This is a genomic window from Streptomyces griseus subsp. griseus (assembly GCF_003610995.1).
Lineage (GTDB): Bacteria > Actinomycetota > Actinomycetes > Streptomycetales > Streptomycetaceae > Streptomyces.
Genome location: NZ_CP032543.1, coordinates 5,482,393 through 5,500,107, shown reverse-complemented (window position 1 = coordinate 5,500,107; position 17,715 = coordinate 5,482,393). Strand labels below are relative to the sequence as shown.

General features: G+C 69.9%; 12 protein-coding genes and 2 pseudogenes. 9 read left to right on the top strand and 5 right to left on the bottom strand.

All coding sequences use genetic code 11. The features are described from left to right. Positions 1-34 precede the first annotated feature (34 nt). The 6 genes from D6270_RS24910 to D6270_RS24885 all read left to right on the top strand — a co-directional run bounded on the left by D6270_RS24910 (position 35) and on the right by D6270_RS24885 (position 6,391). Complete coding sequence (locus D6270_RS24910) at positions 35-442, top strand: DUF742 domain-containing protein (RefSeq protein ID WP_015611637.1); 408 nt, start codon at positions 35-37, stop codon at positions 440-442. Beyond that, positions 423-1,004, top strand: a complete 582-nt coding sequence (locus tag D6270_RS24905; RefSeq protein WP_015611636.1) for a GTP-binding protein — start codon at positions 423-425, stop codon at positions 1,002-1,004. Before D6270_RS24910 ends, D6270_RS24905 begins: the two co-directional genes overlap by 20 nt. Before the next feature lie 363 nt (positions 1,005-1,367). Next, positions 1,368-4,664, top strand: coding sequence for a sensor histidine kinase (locus D6270_RS24900; protein ID WP_109163413.1), 3,297 nt, complete (start codon positions 1,368-1,370; stop codon positions 4,662-4,664). 10 nt (positions 4,665-4,674) lie between these two features. Then, entirely contained in the window at positions 4,675-5,088 is a 414-nt protein-coding gene (locus tag D6270_RS24895) for a roadblock/LC7 domain-containing protein (RefSeq protein WP_006127847.1), read from the top strand. Positions 5,089-5,178: 90 nt separating this feature from the next. Then, entirely contained in the window at positions 5,179-5,829 is a 651-nt protein-coding gene (locus D6270_RS24890; RefSeq protein WP_109163414.1) for a DUF742 domain-containing protein, read from the top strand. Next, positions 5,810-6,391, top strand: a complete 582-nt coding sequence (locus tag D6270_RS24885) for a GTP-binding protein (RefSeq protein ID WP_014048542.1) — start codon at positions 5,810-5,812, stop codon at positions 6,389-6,391. The genes D6270_RS24890 and D6270_RS24885 overlap by 20 nt, the downstream gene beginning before the upstream one ends. Positions 6,392-6,501: 110 nt before the next feature. On the opposite strand, the gene D6270_RS24880 is transcribed toward D6270_RS24885, so the two are convergent. The 3 genes and pseudogenes from D6270_RS24880 to D6270_RS24870 form a co-directional block, all read right to left on the bottom strand. Beyond that, positions 6,502-6,705: an acyl-CoA carboxylase subunit epsilon gene (locus D6270_RS24880; protein ID WP_109163415.1), complete on the bottom strand. Its 204-nt coding sequence runs from the start codon at positions 6,703-6,705 to the stop codon at positions 6,502-6,504. Positions 6,706-6,776: 71 nt separating this feature from the next. Continuing rightward, positions 6,777-8,360, bottom strand: coding sequence for an acyl-CoA carboxylase subunit beta (locus D6270_RS24875; protein WP_093692619.1), 1,584 nt, complete (start codon positions 8,358-8,360; stop codon positions 6,777-6,779). Positions 8,361-8,623: 263 nt separating this feature from the next. Next, positions 8,624-12,504: pseudogene (locus D6270_RS24870) on the bottom strand (endo-alpha-N-acetylgalactosaminidase family protein). Positions 12,505-12,891: 387 nt separating this feature from the next. Between D6270_RS24870 and D6270_RS24865 the strand changes: the two are divergent. Both D6270_RS24865 and D6270_RS24860 read left to right on the top strand, forming a co-directional pair. After that, a pseudogene (locus tag D6270_RS24865) lies at positions 12,892-14,102 on the top strand (glycoside hydrolase family 64 protein). Between the two features lie 152 nt (positions 14,103-14,254). Next, positions 14,255-14,956: a peptidoglycan-binding domain-containing protein gene (locus D6270_RS24860; RefSeq protein ID WP_109163418.1), complete on the top strand. Its 702-nt coding sequence runs from the start codon at positions 14,255-14,257 to the stop codon at positions 14,954-14,956. A gap of 70 nt (positions 14,957-15,026) precedes the next feature. Here D6270_RS24860 and D6270_RS24855 read toward each other — a convergent pair whose 3' ends face one another. Continuing rightward, positions 15,027-15,551: a hypothetical protein gene (locus D6270_RS24855; protein WP_093692615.1), complete on the bottom strand. Its 525-nt coding sequence runs from the start codon at positions 15,549-15,551 to the stop codon at positions 15,027-15,029. 300 nt (positions 15,552-15,851) lie between these two features. Here D6270_RS24855 and D6270_RS24850 point away from each other — a divergent pair, with 300 nt between their 5' ends. Then, a complete protein-coding gene (locus tag D6270_RS24850; protein WP_109163419.1) occupies positions 15,852-16,475 on the top strand; it encodes a YceI family protein in 624 nt (207 codons plus the stop codon). 209 nt (positions 16,476-16,684) lie between these two features. Here D6270_RS24850 and D6270_RS24845 read toward each other — a convergent pair whose 3' ends face one another. Then, positions 16,685-17,710 carry an iron-siderophore ABC transporter substrate-binding protein gene (locus D6270_RS24845; protein WP_109163420.1) on the bottom strand — a complete coding sequence of 342 codons (1,026 nt, stop codon included), beginning with the start codon at positions 17,708-17,710 and terminating at the stop codon, positions 16,685-16,687. Between the last annotated feature and the right edge of the window lie 5 nt (positions 17,711-17,715).

Here is a 17,715-nt window from a genome sequence, read left to right as displayed (position 1 = left end):
AAGCCGAGAACCTGCTGTCACGCCCGGAGGATTCATGACCCCGCCACCCGCCTCACCCGATCCGTACGGCGCACTGCACCATGCGTCGTACGACGAGGGAGGCGACCAGCCGCTGGTTCGTCCTTACGCCATGACCGGTGGCCGGACCCGGCCGCGTTACCAGCTCGCGATAGAGGCACTGGTCAGCACCACCGCGGACCCGGCGCATCTGGGGACGCTGCTCCCCGAGCACCAGCGGATCTGCCACCTCTGCCGCGAGGTCAAGTCCGTGGCCGAGGTCTCCGCGCTGCTGTCGATGCCGCTCGGTGTCGCCCGCATCCTTGTGGCGGACCTGGCGGAAGCCGGCATGGTGGCCATCCACCAGCCGGGCAATGGAGAGGCCGGCGGCGCGCCGGATGTGACACTGCTCGAAAGGGTGCTCAGTGGACTTCGCAAGCTCTAGCGGCGGTACGGCCCGCGCCACTACCTCCGCGAAGATCGTGGTGGCGGGCGGCTTCGGCGTGGGTAAGACCACGTTTGTCGGTGCCGTTTCGGAGATCAATCCGCTGCGCACCGAAGCCGTGATGACGTCCGCGTCCGCGGGCATCGACGATCTGACCCACACCGGGGACAAGACCACCACGACGGTGGCCATGGACTTCGGACGTATCACCCTGGACCAGGACCTGATCCTGTACCTCTTCGGTACGCCGGGCCAGGACCGCTTCTGGTTCATGTGGGACGACCTGGTCCGCGGCGCCATCGGCGCCGTCGTCCTCGTCGACACCCGCCGCCTCGCCGACTGCTTCCCCGCCGTCGACTACTTCGAGAACAGCGGCCTCCCCTTCGTCATCGCCCTCAACGGCTTCGACGGACACCAGCCCTACACCCCCGACGAGGTACGCGAAGCGCTCCAGATCGGACCGGACGCACCCATCATCACCACGGATGCCCGGCACCGGGCGGATGCCAAGAGCGGCCTGATCACCCTGGTCGAGCACGCTCTGATGGCACGCCTGAAGTAGTCACGACGAGTAGGCGTAAGTCGTTTTTGCCATACGGAAGTTGCTGTAGTCACGCGGGGGCGGCCTGTGTCGTTTGACACGATCCGCCCCCGCGTTCATAACATTTCGACAGAGAATTGGCCCCGCGCCACCACCCGACGCATCCACCCGATGCCACTGCGCTCACATGAGCCCCGCCTTTTGACGGGGCTCGCTCTTTATGCCCGTTTTATCTGAGGCGTGGACCACTCGGAATGATCCATTCCGAGTGTTTGGAGGGGGGCCTGTACCCGTGCTGCAATTCGTCGAACTCCCGAGTAGTCACGGCCCTGAACGAATAATCCGGCACAACGTAGGTGCCGACGCCGAGAGGTTGTTGGTCGAGTGAGGCGAAGTAACGAGGGCTCCGCGGTGCAGCCCGAGCGGGGCAATTTCACCCCGCCGTCGCACGCTGCGGCGCCCCCTGCACAGGCGCCCGAGCCGGAGCCGGCCGGAGGCAGCACCAGCCGGTTCGCCCCGCGCAACTGGCGGGTGGCCACCCGGCTGAACGCGATCCTCCTGATCCCGGTCGTCATCGGCCTGATCATGGGCGGCTTCCAGGTGAAAGGGTCGATCGACACCTGGAGCGAGGCCCAGGAGGCCGAGAAGATCGCGCGCGTCGTCCGCGCCGCCTCGGACTACGGGCAGGCCCTGCTCAACGAGCGGGACCTCACCGCGCAGCCGCTGCTCTCCGGCGACCGGACCGCCGACGTCGTCGAGCAGACCCGGGCCACCACGGACGAGGCGCGTACGGCCTTCGACGCCGCGGTGAAGGAGATGCCCGCCAAGCCCGGCCTGGAGCGCCGCCTCAAGCTCTTCAAGGTCGACGAGCCCAAGCTCCCCGAACTCCGCAAGGCCGCCTACTCGCAGGCGCTGGACCCGGTGAAGACCGAAGAGGGCTACACCCAGGTCCAGCACTCGCTGATGCAGTTCGCCAACGAGCTCGGCCTCGGTACCGGCAACATCACCAGTTACGGCCGGACCGTCTACGCGCTTGAGTTGTCCAAGGCTGCAGAATCGCTTCAGCGCTCGATCGGCATGCACCTGCTGGTGCGCCCGAGCCAGAAGCCGGCCGTCTACAACGACCAGGTCAAGGCCTTCGGTTCGTACAACTACCTGGAGCAGATCGCCCTCGCCGAGTTCAACGCCGGCGGCACCCAGGCCGACGTGGACCGCCTCAGGCAGGTCATGGCGGGCAAGGCCGCCGACGGGGCCAAGCAGCTCAAGGCCGTCCGTGAGCAGGCCGATGCCGCAGGTCAGCCCTTCGTCGCGCCGCCGAGCATCGACGGTTCGGTCTTGGACGGCATGGTGCAGGAGATCGGCCGGGGCCAGGAGCCCGAGGAGCTGGCGAAGAAGGGCATCACGCCCGAGACCTGGATGGCCGCGTCCACCGCCAAGTTCGAGGGCTACACGACCGTCGAGAAGGAACTCGTCGACAAGGCGGTGAAGGAGGCCGCGGAGATCTCCTCCGACGCCAAGTCCGACGCCATCGCCAACGGGCTCATCGTCGTCATCGCGCTGCTGGCCGCCTTCGTCCTGGCCGGGCTCATGGCCCGCCAGATGAGCCGCGCGATGCAGCGGCTGCGTACCGCCGCCTTCTCCATCGCCGAGCAGCGGCTGCCCTCCCTCGTCGACCAGCTCTCCCGCACCGACCCGGGCCGGGTCGACACCCGAGTGCAGCCCATCCCGATCACCACGCGGGACGAGATCGGCGAGGTCGCCCGCGCCTTCGACCAGGTGCACCGCGAGGCCGTCCGGCTCGCCGCCGAGCAGGCCATGCTGCGGGGCAACGTCAACGCGATCTTCACCAACCTCTCGCGCCGCAACCAGTCGCTCATCGAGGGCCAGCTGACCCTCATCACCGACCTGGAGAACAACGAGGCGGACCCGGACCAGCTGGAGAGCCTCTTCAAACTGGACCACCTGGCCACCCGTATGCGACGCAACGGCGAGAACCTGCTCGTCCTCTCCGGCGAGGAGCCCGGCCGCCGCTGGGACCAGCCGGTGCCGCTGGTCGACGTCCTGCGGGCCGCCTCCTCCGAGGTGGAGTCGTACGAGCGCATCGAGTTGTCCGGGGTGCCCGAGGCCGAGATCCACGGCCGGGCCGTCACCGACCTCGTGCACCTGCTGGCCGAGCTGCTGGAGAACGCCACCACGTTCTCCTCGCCGCAGACCAAGGTCCGCGTCACCGCGACCCGGCTGCCCGACGGCCGTGTGATGGTCGAGATCCACGACAAGGGGATCGGCCTCACCGCCGAGGACTTCGCCGACATCAACCACAAGCTGGCCAACCCGCCGACGGTGGACGCCGCCGTCTCGCAGCGCATGGGTCTGTTCGTGGTCGGCCGGCTCGCCGACCGGCACGGCATCCGGGTCCAGTTGCGCCCCTCGGGCGAGCAGGCCGGGACGACGTCGCTGGTCATGCTCCCGGACGTGATCACCCACGGTGGCAGTGGCGATTCCCTGCCCGGGCAGGGCGACTTCACGGTCTCCTCCATCATCCCGGAGCAGCAGAGCGCCTTCGACCCGGCGCCGCAGCACGGCCAGATGCGCACCGCGGCGGAGCTCGGCTTCGACGACTCGCGCTACGAGGTCCCGGCGGACCCGGCCCAGCTGGACCCGGTCAACCGTTCGCTGATGCGCGAGGAGCGCCGGGCGGCGCTGGAGGCCCAGACCGGCCCCGGCTCCCCGTTCGCGGACGGCTCCCAGGAGCAGCAGGGCTACGACCAGGACCAGCAGGGTTACGCCCAGGACCAGCGGTACGGCCAGGAGCCGTACGCCGGACTGGACCCGTACGACAACGGTGCGCAGGGGTACGCGCAGGAGTCCTACGGCCAGGACCGGTACGGCCAGGACCCCGCTCAGCAGCAGGCCCAGCAGCAGGCTCCGTACGACGGCTCCTACGAGCAGCAGGGGTACGGCGCCGACGACGGCTACCCGCAGCAGCAGGAGCAGAACGGGCCGCAGGCACAGCCTCAGGAGGGGTACGCGGAAGCGGCATATGCCGCTCCGGAGAACCCGCAGGACCCGTACGCCGCCGACCGGTACGCTGCCCCGACCGACCAGTCCCACCAGGACGACTGGCCTGTTCAGAGCGGTTTCCAGAACAGTTTTGAGCCGGTTCGGCAGGCTGAGGCGGAATCTGTTCCGAGCGTTCCCGCGCCGTCGCAGGAGCGCGTAGGCTTCGAGCGTCCGGGGTCCGCCCCGAACGTCGGCCACGAGCTGACCGAAGCCGGTCTGCCTCGCCGCGGCGGTGCGCAGCACTGGCAGCCGAGCGGCCGGGGCAACGAGCAGCCCGCTCCCCTTCCCCAGCGGCAGCCGCAGCAGCAGGAAGAGCGGCAGGCCCCGCAGACGGACGGGGACGGCACCGACGACTGGCGTTCGACGAACGACGAGCGCTGGGAGCGGGCCGAGAAGCTCCGGGAGCCGAAGGCGGGCGGAATCACCCCCTCCGGCCTCCCCCGGCGCGTGCCCAAGGCCAACCTGGTCGAGGGCACGGCGGAGCAGACCCAGCAGGGCGGCCCACAGGTCTCCCGCGCACCCGAGGACGTCCGCGGCAGGTTGAGCAACCTGCGGCGGGGCATCCAGCGGGGGCGCAACGCGGGGTCGGACACCAGTAACACCTACAACCAGGAGCGTTAGTGTGAGCGCGATGAGCCAGGCGGCGCAGAATCTGAACTGGTTGATCACCAACTTCGTGGACAACACCCCCGGGGTGTCGCACACGGTGGTGGTCTCCGCCGACGGACTCCTGCTGGCCATGTCCGAAGGGTTCCCGCGCGACCGCGCCGACCAGCTGGCGGCCGTCGCCTCCGGTCTGACGTCGCTGACCGCGGGCGCCTCCCGAATCTTCGAGGGTGGGGCCGTGAACCAGACCGTGGTGGAGATGGAGCGGGGATTCCTCTTCATCATGTCCATCTCGGACGGTTCGTCACTTGCCGTTCTCGCCCACCCGGATGCCGACATCGGTCTGGTCGGGTACGAGATGGCACTTCTGGTCGACCGCGCGGGCAGCGTCCTGACTCCGGATCTCCGCGCCGAACTTCAGGGAAGTCTTCTTAACTAGTAGACAGACAGTGCGTTTCTCGCCACCGCGCCATAAGGTGCGGTGGCGCGGCCCCACTGGGATCGGCGACCGGCAGTCGGAGGAGGAAACGTGGCAACACCCACAGGCGGACACCCATACGAGGGTGAACAGAGTGTTCCGGGTGAGCACGGCGACAACCGTTTCGGCTACCCCGCAGGATCCAACGGCCAGGCTCCGGGGAACGCATATCAGCCATACCAGCAGCCGCAGCAGCCGCAGGGTGCCCATGGCGCGCAGGGGTCCGACTGGCCCCAGCAGCAGCCGGGTTCACCGTGGCCGCAGCAGCAACAGCAACAGCAGTGGTACGACGCGCCTCAGCAGCAGCGTATCCAGCCGGTGGAGCAGCGGCGGGCCCCCGAGCCCGCCCTGCCCGCCGCGCACAACCCGCTGGTCCGTCCGTACGCCATGACCGGCGGCCGGACCCGGCCGCGTTACCAGCTCGCCATCGAGGCGCTGGTCAGCACCACGGCCGATCCGTCCCGGCTGCAAGGGCAGTTGCCCGAGCACCAGCGGATCTGCCGGCTCTGCATCGAGATCAAGTCGGTCGCCGAGATTTCGGCACTGCTCTCGATCCCCCTCGGCGTTGCCCGGATCCTCGTCGCCGACCTGGCCGAGGCGGGACTCGTCGCTATCCATCAGCCCGGCGGCGACGAGACCGCCGGCGGCCAGCCAGATGTGACACTGCTCGAAAGGGTGCTCAGTGGACTTCGCAAGCTCTAGCGGCGGAGCGGCCCGCTCCACTACCTCGGCGAAGATCGTGGTGGCAGGGGGCTTCGGCGTGGGTAAGACCACGTTTGTCGGTGCCGTTTCGGAGATCAATCCGCTGCGCACCGAAGCCGTGATGACGTCCGCGTCCGCGGGCATCGACGATCTGACCCACACCGGGGACAAGACCACCACGACGGTGGCCATGGACTTCGGTCGTATCACCCTGGACCAGGACCTGATCCTGTACCTCTTCGGTACGCCGGGCCAGGACCGCTTCTGGTTCATGTGGGACGACCTGGTCCGCGGCGCCATCGGCGCCGTCGTCCTCGTCGACACCCGCCGCCTCGCCGACTGCTTCCCGGCCGTCGACTACTTCGAGAACAGCGGCCTCCCCTTCGTCATCGCCCTCAACGGCTTCGACGGACACCAGCCCTACACCCCCGACGAGGTACGCGAGGCGCTCCAGATCGGACCGGACACCCCGATCCTGACGACGGACGCCCGCCACCGCGCCGACGCCAAGAGCGCGCTCATCACGCTGGTGGAACACGCCCTGATGGCCCGCCTGCGCTGAGGCCCGCGGTACGTACGGGAAGGGCCCCGCACTCCTGGTGGAGTGCGGGGCCCTTCCCGTAACACTGTGCGCCACGGGTCAGCGCTGTGCGACGCCGTACGCGGCCGGGGTCAGCCCTGCCAGCTGTGCGGGGCGCGGAAGCCCGGCGTGCGCTCCAGACGGCGCCAGCCGGCCGTGTCGCGGCCCCGGTGGACGGAGGCGGACGGCTGGGCGGCGGCGCGGGCCATCAGGACGGCGGTGATGGCCGCCAGCTCCTCGGGGGCGGCGTGCCCCTTCTCGACGCGCAGGACGGACTCGGCGGAAGTCAGGCTCATGGTGGGGTTTCTCCGTCTTCTCGGCAGGCTGTCGTGGACCGTGCGGCGGATCGCGCCGCTGCGCCGGGCGACTACTGCGGGGGGTTGCCGTGCTTGCGGGACGGCAGGTCGGCGTGCTTGTTGCGGAGCATGGCGAGCGAGGCGATGAGCACCTCGCGGGTCTCGGCGGGGTCGATGACGTCGTCGACGAGGCCGCGCTCGGCCGCGTAGTAGGGGTGCATCAGCTCGGCCTTGTACTCCTTGACCATGCGGGTGCGCATGGCCTCGGGGTCCTCGGCGTCCGCGATCTGGCGGCGGAAGATGACGTTGGCGGCACCTTCGGCGCCCATCACCGCGATCTCGTTGGTGGGCCAGGCGTAGGTGAGGTCGGCCCCGATGGACTGGCTGTCCATGACGATGTACGCGCCTCCGTAGGCCTTCCGCAGGATCAGCGAGATCCGGGGCACGGTGGCGTTGCAGTAGGCGTACAGCAGCTTGGCGCCGTGCCGGATGATCCCACCGTGCTCCTGGTCGACGCCGGGCAGGAAGCCGGGGACGTCCAGAAGGGTGATGATCGGGATGTTGAAGGCATCACACATCTGGACGAACCGGGCGGCCTTCTCGGACGCCTCGATGTCCAGCACCCCGGCCAGCGCCTGCGGCTGGTTGGCGACGATGCCGACGACCTGGCCGTCCAGGCGGGCCATCGCGCAGATGATGTTGCGGGCCCAGCGCTCGTGGATCTCCAGGTAGTCGCCGTCGTCGACGAGCTCCTCGATCACCTGGTGCATGTCGTAGGGGCGGTTCCCGTCGGCCGGGACCAGGTCCAGCAGCACGTCGCCGCGGCGGTCGGCCGGGTCGTCGCTCTCGACGGTCGGCGGGTTCTCGCGGTTGTTGGAGGGCAGCATCCCGATGAGGTAGCGGACCTCGGCGATGCAGGTCTCCTCGTCGTCGTACGCGAAGTGCGCGACGCCGGAGGTCTCGGCGTGCACATCCGCGCCGCCGAGGCCGTTCTGGGTGATCTCCTCGCCGGTGACCGCCTTGACGACGTCCGGTCCGGTGATGAACATCTGCGAGGTCTCGCGGACCATGAAGACGAAGTCGGTGAGCGCGGGGCTGTAGGCCGCGCCGCCCGCGCACGGGCCGAGCATCACGCTGATCTGCGGGATGACACCCGAGGCGCGCGTGTTGCGCTGGAAGATGCCGCCGTAGCCGGCGAGCGCGGAGACGCCCTCCTGGATACGGGCGCCGGCGCCGTCGTTCAGGGAGACCAGCGGGGCACCGGCCGAGATGGCCATGTCCATGATCTTGTGGATCTTGGTGGCGTGGGCCTCGCCCAGCGCCCCGCCGAAGATCCGGAAGTCGTGCGCGTAGACGAAGACCGTGCGGCCCTCGACCGTGCCCCAGCCGGTGATGACACCGTCGGTGTACGGCTTCTTGGCCTCCAGGCCGAACCCGGTCGCGCGGTGGCGGCGGAGCTGTTCGACCTCCTTGAACGAGCCCGGGTCCAGCAGCAGCTCGATGCGCTCGCGCGCGGTCAGCTTGCCCTTGGCGTGCTGCGCCTGGGTCGCGCGCTCGCTGGGGCCGCGCCGGGCCTGCTCGCGCAGGGCCAGCAGTTCGGCCACCCGGCCACGCGTATCGCTCGGCTCACCCTGGGTTTCGTCCACAACGGTCATGCATCGACCCTACGAACCCCGACCCAGAAATCGCGCCGTCGACTCCGTACAGTCTCCTGCCCGGTTTCGTGGTGGGTGTGAACAGAACCATCCCGCCGGGCACGCGATCCACCAGCGAAACGCCGCTCCACGCTGTGAGAACCCTACAAAGAGATGATGTGCCGTGGGACACATGGACCTGAGGGGGCCCGAAGGCCCCCTCAGTATGGCCCAGCACTGTTCAGCTCCGCTCCACCGTGCCTCGACCACCGTTCGACGGAGGTTCAACCTCCGCAGTGGAAGCGGGCGTTGCCCCAGTCGGCGTGGTCGTTGCCGTTGCCGTCCCCGCCGTCGTCGACGACGAGCTCGACGTACCGCGCGCCGGTGACGTCGGCGGTGAGCTTCCAGGCCGGGTCGGCGGCGCCCAGCACCGGCGACGTCACCTTCTCCGTCCCGTCGGCGGTGACGGAGAACCGCACGCTGCCGCGCGTGGCCTGGACGTCGTCGACGCCGACCTCGGCGGTGAAGGAGGTGCACTTCCCGCCCAGGTAGTAGCGGATCTTCGCCGGGGCGTGGGTACCGAGGCCCTTGGCGTAGACGACACCGCCGATGGTCAGCGGAGGGCCGTCGCCGGTCCCGGTCTCCCCGTTCGACCGGTCGCGCTCCACGGGGCCCCAGCCGTTCCGGGAGGCCGTCCAGTCGAGGTCACTGGCCCAGCTGTCCTCGGTGGGCGGGGGCGGCAGAGTGCGTACGGAGGTCTGCGCGCCGAGCGTACGCGGGGAGCCTCCCACGGCGTACGTGGCCTGGGCGCCGAGCTGGTACGTCTCGTACGGGGCGTCCACCGGCGGGGTGACCCGCCAGCTGCCGGTGACCTTCGCGCCCGGGGCGACGGAGTCGAAGGCGACCGGGCCGACCGCCTCGGCCTGCCACCCCTCGGGCACGGTCAGTGCCAGCTCGACCCCGGTGGCGGCGGTCGCCTCGTCGTTGCCGAAGACCGCCTTGACCGTGTTCGGGGCGCCCGGCTCCAGGGTCTCGGCGTCGGCGGCGAGACCGAGCGTGCCGCAGACCGCCTCCTGCCCGGCCGGGGCGGGGCCCAGGTCGGTGACGGTGAACGCGTCGAGGACGAAGTCCGCGCCCTCGGGCGCCCCGGCCCGCTTCCGCAGCCCGGTCCAGGTGTCGCCGCAGCCCGCGGTGAGGGTCTGGGTGAAGTGGCCGGTGGTGCGCCGCTGCCCGATCGGGGTGGTGCGGGTCTCGGTGGAGGTGGGCTTGCCGTCCGCGACCCGGTCGTAGCCGTCGACCCAGCTGTAGGCGCCGGCGTGGCTGGACTGGTAGTCGAACGCCACCTGGTAGCGGTGCCCGTCCCGCATCGGCACGGTCCAGGGTGCGGTGCGGTAGACGAGCCCGGTGTTCTCCTCGTGGGACTTGAGGGACTCCTTCCCCCGAGCACGTCGTCGATCAGCTTCCCGTTCCAGCCGGATTGGGTGTACGGGGCGTTCAGCTGGGAGACGCTGGTGCGGGGGTCGGTGGAGCCGCCCGCGTTCCCCTTCAGGAAGGGGCCCCAGCCCTGGTCGACCGCCTCGAAGTCCTCGTACACGAGGGTGCCGGGCCGGGTGGCGGGGGCGTTCTCGACGATCCGTACGTCATCGGCGCGGACCGTCGCCGTGGAGCCCGCCGCCGCCTCGATACGCAGGGTGGTGCGGCCGCCGGCCGGGGCGGTGAAGCTGACCTTGGCACGCTGGAAGCGGGTGCCGTGCCAGTCGGACGCGGCGACGAAGTCCTCGGCCGTGGAACGTTCGACGGCCACGGACCTCCCGCCCGCGCTCAGCACCGTACGGCGGGTCGTGCCGGGCTCCACCTCGATGAGGGCGGAGGCGGTGTAGCGCTTGCCGGGCCTGAGGCCGGTGACGGGCTGGGCGAGGGCGGCCGGGGCGGTGCCGGAGAGGGCGGCGCTGTTGCGGCCCTGGTCGTCGGTGTCCCGTACGACCGTGCCGGTCTTCGTCCAGCCGGTGAGGTCACGGTCGTTGAAGCCGGGGTCCTTGAGGGGCGTGCCCTGGCCCCATGCGGGGTCGGCTGCCCGGGGCGCCCGGCCCGGGTGGAGGACGTAGGGCTGTCCGGCGGTGGCGGTCAGCGTGATCTTCCCGTTCACCGGGCGGACCGTGGCGGTCTTCTCGCGCCCGTTGTCGGTGAGTCTGTAGACCGTGTACGGGCCCTTCCCCGGCACCTCCCAGGTGCTGGTGCCGCCGGACTCGCTGTAGTGGTAGAGCTTCCTGCCGCCGTCCCAGGGCAGCAGGTAGTCGGTGCCGCTGAGCACCTTGCGGCCCTGCTCGTAGAAGGTCCGCTTCCCGCCCTCGACCGTGCCGCGCACTCCCCCGGTGAAGGTGATGTCGTTGCCGTCCCAGCGGGTGATCTTCTGCTGCTGGAGGTACTTGGCGGGGAGGTTCTTCTGCCAGATGTTGGCGGTGAAGGCGTTCCAGTCACTCTCGCCGGTCCACCCCTCGAAGTCCTCCAGGACGCTCTGGCCCAGGACCGGGTGGCTGTTCCAGACGTCCTTCTCGCCGTTGCGGATGAAGCGGATGATCTGCGAGTTGAGGCCCTTGTTGGTGGCGCCGCCGTAGTTCAGGTCGTTGGCCCAGTGCGACCAGAGCGAGGCGCGTTCGAACTTGTCGGCCCACTCGGTGCCGACGGTCCAGCCCTGCTTCTGGACGGACCGGATGGTCTTGTCGGCGATCCAGCCGTGGGTGTAGTAGACGTCGATGTAGAGGAAGCTCAGGTTCCTGTCGGTCTCGTCGCGCAGCTGCTGGAAACGCTTGGCCAGGTCGCCGCTGTTGATGTCGCGGCGCTGGTCGATGTAGTAGCTCTGGTTGAGCCAGTTCCAGCCGGGCTTGGTCTTGTCGACGAGCTGCTCGCTGAAGGCGTTGGCCTCCGGATAGGACTCGGTGGCGTTGACGTGGACGCCGAAGGTGGCGCCCCACTTCTTGCCCTGCTTGAGCAGGGTGTTGAGGTCCTTGAGGCCGCCGGCCCGCTTGTTGTAGTTGCCGCCGTAGTCCGGATGGGCGGAGTCATGGCCCTCGGAGCCGTACCCCTTGAGAACCGCGAGCTGGCCGAGGCCGTCAGTGGCCTGCGAGATCCGCTTGACGTCGTCGAGGGTGCGCAGGAAGGGGTGGGTGGCCTGGCTGGCGAAGTTGAACGGGATGTGGGTGACGACCCGGTCGGCGGTCTCCTCGCTGCCGGGCGCGGTGATGCCGATGGAGCGGAAGGCGATGGCCCCGTCCTGCCAGTCGACGGTCTTGTCCCCGTTGGCGTCCGGGGTGACGACGACCTTGGCCCAGGGCAGGTTCTCCCCGCTCTCCGGCTTCGGTGCGCCCTCGCCCCGGTAGGTCCACTGGCCGGAGCTGACGCCGACCCGGACACCGCTCCCGTCGGCCTCCGTGCGGGCCTGGCGCCAGAGGCGGGCGTCATCGCCGCCGGTGGGGCCCGAGGGCTTGTCGTAGGAGGAGTTGGACTCCACGGTGGCGGCGAGGGAGGAGGTGTTGAGGATCGCGTAGGTGGCGCCGACGGGGGCGGGGTCCGGCTCGGTCTCCCAGGTGACCTCGGCGAACACGTCGGCGGTGCGGGTGGAGTCCGGGTCCAGGGTCGTGAACGCGGTGGCGGCGCCGGGTTCGGCGGAGCCGACGGAGATCAGGTCGTGGCCGGGGATGTCGATGGTCCCCACCCGGAAGGCGGCGGTGTCGCGGACGGCGGTCACCTTGAAGGTGGTGGTCCGGCCGGAGACGGTGAGTGAGGCGTCGACCTCCACGCCGGGCAGACCGGTGAAGGCGAGGGTGTAGCGGGCGGCGGAGCCGTTCACCTTCGGCGCGCCCTTGAGCTTCACCGGGTGGGCGGTGCCGTTGAGGGTGACGGCGGTGACCGGGCGCGTACTGCCGAGGAGGCTCTTGCCACTGGCCCGGTCGGTGTACGAGAGGACGCGCGGGAAGTCGTCGGCCACGGCGACCGTGAGCTGGGTGGAGCCGATGGTGACGGAGCCGCTGGGCTTCGCCGCTGCGGCCGGTGGCGCGGGGGACGGATCGGTGGCGGCTGCAGCGGGGAGGGCGGCGGTCCCCACGAGCGCCAGGACGGCGGCTGAGGCGACGGCGACCAGGCCGGCGGAGGGGAATCTTGGCGACATGGCCCCTGAGTAGTCGCCGTGTCGGGACACCGTCAACGCATGCCGGGCCCGGGGGCCTTCTCCGTCCAACAACCCCGGTCCGTTAGTCCAAGTGGGCCGTACGCGGGCCGTCGCGGCGACTCGTTCACCTCTTGGCCGCAACCACCTCCGTATGGTCACGGATCGCACCCGCTCGACTGCGGCAAGTACCGCTTCCGGGCGACGAGTTGTGAAGACCCGGAGTTTTTGAGAGCGCTCTCAGACATAAGTCTTGACGCCCGCCGCACCCCTCGTAAGAGTGGTGCGCACCCCCGCAGACACCCCCACTGTCCGGTCCCTCCCCCCACACCCCCACGACCCGTCTGCGGCCCCCACACACTCGGGAGTTCCCTCGTGATTTCACGCCGAATGTTCCTGACCGGCGCCGCCGCGTCGGCTGCCGCGCTGACGTACCCCGCCTGGGGCACCGCCCTCAGCCCGCGCGCCTCGGCCGCGCCCGCCACCTGCGAAATCGCCCTGGAGAACAAGTCGTTGCCGGGCACGGTGCACGCGTACGTCACCGGCCATGAGCTGGGCACCGACCGCTGGGTGCTGCTCCGGCCGAACGGCGAGGTCTACCGCCCCGACTCCCCCGGCGCCCCGCAGACCCCGCTCCCGGTCGACTGCGCGATCCCGCTCAACGGCGCGGGCGCGGCCCCGGTGGTGCTGACCCTGCCGCAGATGTACGGGGCGCGGGTCTACTTCGTCCGCGACGACAAGCTGGACTTCTTCCTCAACCCGGGCCCCTCGCTGGTGGAGCCCGCCTTCGCGACGCCGACGGACCCGAACTACGGGCGGACCTGGGCGTTCGCCGAATTCACCTTCAACACCGAGCAGCTGTACTCCAACATCAGCTACGTGGACCTGATCACCGCCCTCCCGATCGGCATCACGCTGGAGGGTGACGGCACCCATGTGGTGGCCCCCCACCCGAGGGCGCTGCGGAGCGGATCGCCGAGGACCTGATCGCCCAGGCGGCCGCCGATGGGCAGCCGTGGGACAAGCTGGTCACCCGGGGCGACGACGGCAAGGTGCTGCGGGTCGTCTCGCCGCAGAACATCATGGCGCCGTACTTCGACCGGCCCGACGAGATGCCGTTCCGGGGCCTGTTCGAGGCGCAGATCGACGAGGTCTGGGAGAAGTACCGCTCCGAGGACCTGCGGATCGACCTCCAGGGCGGCCGGGGCACGCTGGCCGGCCGGGTCAGCGGGGACACGCTGACGTTCGAGGGCGGCCACACCTTCACCAAGCCGGAGACGAAGGACATCTTCACCTGCAACCACGGGCCGTTCACCAACAACCCGGGTGACTCCGACGACAAGAAGGCGATCCTGGCGCGGCTGGCGGCCGGCTTCAACCGGTCGATCATGCTGAGCCACCCCAGCCAGCCGAACGGCACATCGGTGTCGGACTACTACAAGGGCGAAGTGACCAACCACTGGTCCCGCGTGGTCCACGCCAACAGCCCGATCGGCTACGCCTTCCCGTACGACGATGTGCGCCCGGACGGCGAGCCCGATGTCTCGGGCGCGGCGCACGACGGGAATCCGCGCCGCTTCACGGTGAGCGTGGGGGCCTGACGGCCGTCGCGGCCGTCAGGTGAGCGTCCTCCGCCGGCCGGTCCGGCGGAGGGCGCTCTCTGCCTGCACAGCCCTCGGGGCGCGACACACCATCAATTCATACTATTCACGGCATTCTTGACTTTCGCTGCGGCGTCCCGGAAACGTTCCGTATGCGAAAGAACCTCTGTAGGCGAAAGACCGTCCGCAGGCCAGTGACCGGGCTCCCCCGCCGTACGCTCGCGGCGCTCGCCGCCGTCGTCCTGCTGGCGGCGGCCCCCACCGCCGCCGCCCAGGCCTCCACGCCCCCGCCGCCCGCCTCCGCCCAGGGCCTGCGCACCTTCCAGCAGAGTTACGGGCTGGCGCCCACCGGCCAGGTGGACACCGCGACGGCCCACCTCCTCAAGACGGCCCCGGACAGCCACCTGCGCGCGGCCTTCGCCGACCCCTCGGACCTGGGCCCGGAACAGCTCGCGCACGCGCGTACGGTCATCGGCGTCGGGAAGGGGGCGGACATCCCGGAGCAGGGGCAGGTGATCGCCCTGATGACGGCCATGCAGGAGTCCAAGTTCGTCAACTACACGACTCCGGTGGACCACGACTCCCTCGGGATCTTCCAGCAGCGTCCGAGCATGGGCTGGGGCACCCCGAAGCAGATCACCCACGTCCCGACCGCGTCGAAGTCCTTCTACGGGCTGCCGTCGCCGACCACCAACCCGGGGCTGCTCCAGATCAAGGGCTGGCAGTCGATGGAGCCGGGCAAGGCGTGCCAGGCGGTGCAGCGGTCCGCGTACCCGGACCGGTACGCGCAGTGGGAGGGGTTCGCCCGGAAGCTGCTGGAGCGGGAGGGGCCGACGGTGGACCCGATCGGCTGAGCCTTGCGGGTGAGCGGGCCGTCCGCCCTTCGAGAGGGGGCGGGCGGCCCGTGCGTGTGCGTAAGGGGGGTCAGCAGCCCCCGCAGTTGTAGTAGGTCACGTCCCAGTGGTTGCCCTCGTCGGCGTAGATGTTGCCGGAGCCGGACTGGTACTGGCGGGCGCCGTCGCCGCGTACCCCGATGTAGGTGAAGACGCCGGTGACGTAGTTGTTCAGGCAGGTGCTCTTGGCGAAGTCCAGCTTGTAGCCGTTCCAGTGGGAGTACGTGCCGCCGGCGTGCCCGGTCTCCGTACCGCCGGTGATCCTCAGCGCGCAGCCCGTGGCGCTCTTGAGCGTCTGGGCGCCCTGGGCGGTCGGCAGGTTGAGCTGGTCGAAGGACGTGCAGGTGGAGACGTTGCGGTTGGAGCAGTTGCCCGAGGACGACCAGGTGATCCCGGAGGAGCTGAACCGGGAGGTCGCCTGTGCGTGGGTCAGCTTGGTGACGGCGTGCGCCTCGGTGGCGCCGCTGCCGAGGGCGCCGACGCCGGGGACGAAGAGGGCGCCGAGGACGAGGGCCAGGGCGGTGAGGGCGGAGCGGAGTCGTGGGCGGTTCACCATGGGTGATTTTCCTCCTGCTCATGACAAAACGGTGGGCGCACGGGCGCGGGTCCTCGCACGCCGGGCAGGGAGATAGTGCCCGAGTTCTACGCGCGTCCGCCAGAGGGCGGCACCGGACGGGACACCCCCCTGCACCCCCTCGACCCATCTCCGGCACGCCCCCTACACAGAGAAAGGTTGAACTTTGAACAAGATGACGTTAGGGTCGATCTCGTTGAAGGTTAAACAACGCCGACGACACCGCTGCATCTGTGCCACCCCCGCACAGCACCGCTCGCACACGTCCCCCGAGGAGGAGCCATGGCTCTGTTCAACCGCAAGTCGACCGCCGCCACCCCGACCGCCACCGCCGAAGCCCCCGCGGTGGACCCGGCGCTGGCCGCCCTGACCGGCACGTACACCATCGACCCGGCCCACAGCAGCATCGGCTTCACGGTGCGCCACGCGATGGTCACCAACGTGCGCGGCTCCTTCGGCGAGCACGAGGGCACCCTGACCCTGGACGGCACCGACCCGGCGAACTCCTCCGCCGCCATCGACGTGAAGATCGCGAGCGTCGACACCGGCATCGCCGACCGCGACGGCCACCTGGTCAGCGGCGACTTCTTCGACGCCGAGAAATTCCCCCTGATGACGTTCCGGTCGACGGGCGCCGAGCAGCTGGGCGGCGAGGCGTACCGGATCACCGGCGACCTGACCATCAAGGACGTCACGCGCCCGCTCTCCATCGACCTGGAGTTCAACGGCTCCGCCACCGACGTCTACGGCAACGAGCGCGTCGGCTTCGAGGGCAGCACGGACATCCTGCGCTCCGACTGGGGCCTGACCTGGAACGCGGCGCTGGAGACGGGCGGGGTCATGGTCAGCGACAAGGTCAAGCTGAACTTCGACATCTCCGCGATCAAGGCGGCGCCGCAGGCGTGACCCACGCCTGACGCGGCAGTACGGGCGGCCCCGCGGTGGTCCGAACGGCACCGACGACGCCCCGTACGCCGCGCGGGCTCCCGCCGGCTGACTCGGGGGCCTGCGCGAAGAAGCGGCGCGCCCCGCACCCGTGACATCCCGGGTGCGGGGCGCGCTGTCGTACGTGGGGGTACGGGCGTACGGGCCTGCCGTCCCCGTGCGTGCGGAGGTTACTTCTTGACCTTCTCCGCGAAGAGCGGGACGACCTTCTCCAGTGCGTACGAGACGGAGAGCACCGAGTCCGTGGCGAACGCCTGCGAGATGAGCTGGTCCTCGAAGATCAGCGCGTTGCCGGCCTTGACCGACGGGACCGCCTGGTACAGCGGGTCGTTGCTGATGTCCGTGGCGGGGATGCCGATCGGGGTCATCACCGTGAGGTCGGCGTCCAGGAGTTCCAGGTTCTCCTTGGAGACGGAGACCGAGAAGCCCTCACCGCCCTTGGCCTCGACGGCCGGGCTGTTCTTGAAGCCGAGGCGCTCCACGAAGTCGACCCGGCCGGTGCCGCCGACGTACGCGCCGTACCCCTCGGAGGTGCGCGAGCCGAGCACGATCGTGGCGTCCTTGAACTCGGGGTGCGCCTTCGCGGCCGCCTCGAACTTCTTCCCGGTCTCCGCGATCAGCTCCTTGCCCTTCTCGGGCACACCCATCGCGGCGGCGATCATCGTGGTCTGCTGCTCCCACGAGATCTTGTACTGGTCGCCGTCCTTGGGCACGCCGACGGTCGGGGCGATCTTCTTCAGCGTGTCGTACCGGGTCTGGTCACCGCTGGACTTGGTGTCCAGGATGAGGTCCGGCTGGAGGGAGGCGATCTTCTCGAACTCCGGCTCCATCGTGCCGATGAGCTCGGGGGCCTTGTCGTACATCCCCTTCGCCCAGGGGCCGACGCCCTCGCCGCCGAACGGCAGCCAGTCGCTCGCCCCGACCGGCTGGCCGCCGAGCGCGAGCACGGTCTCGGCGTCGCCCCAGCCGAGCGCGACGATGCGCTTGGGCTGCTTGTCGAGGGTGACCTCGCCGAACTTCGTCGCGACCTTGGCGGGGAAGGCGCCTTCGGAGGCGGCGGGGGACGCGGAGCCGGACGAGTCGGAGGAGGAGTCGTCCGACGTACCGCAGGCGGAGACGCCGACGAGCAGGGCGGCGACGGCACCGGCCATCAGGACGGGGGTGCGGCGCGGGCGCCGGGATGCGGAAGCGTTCATGCCCT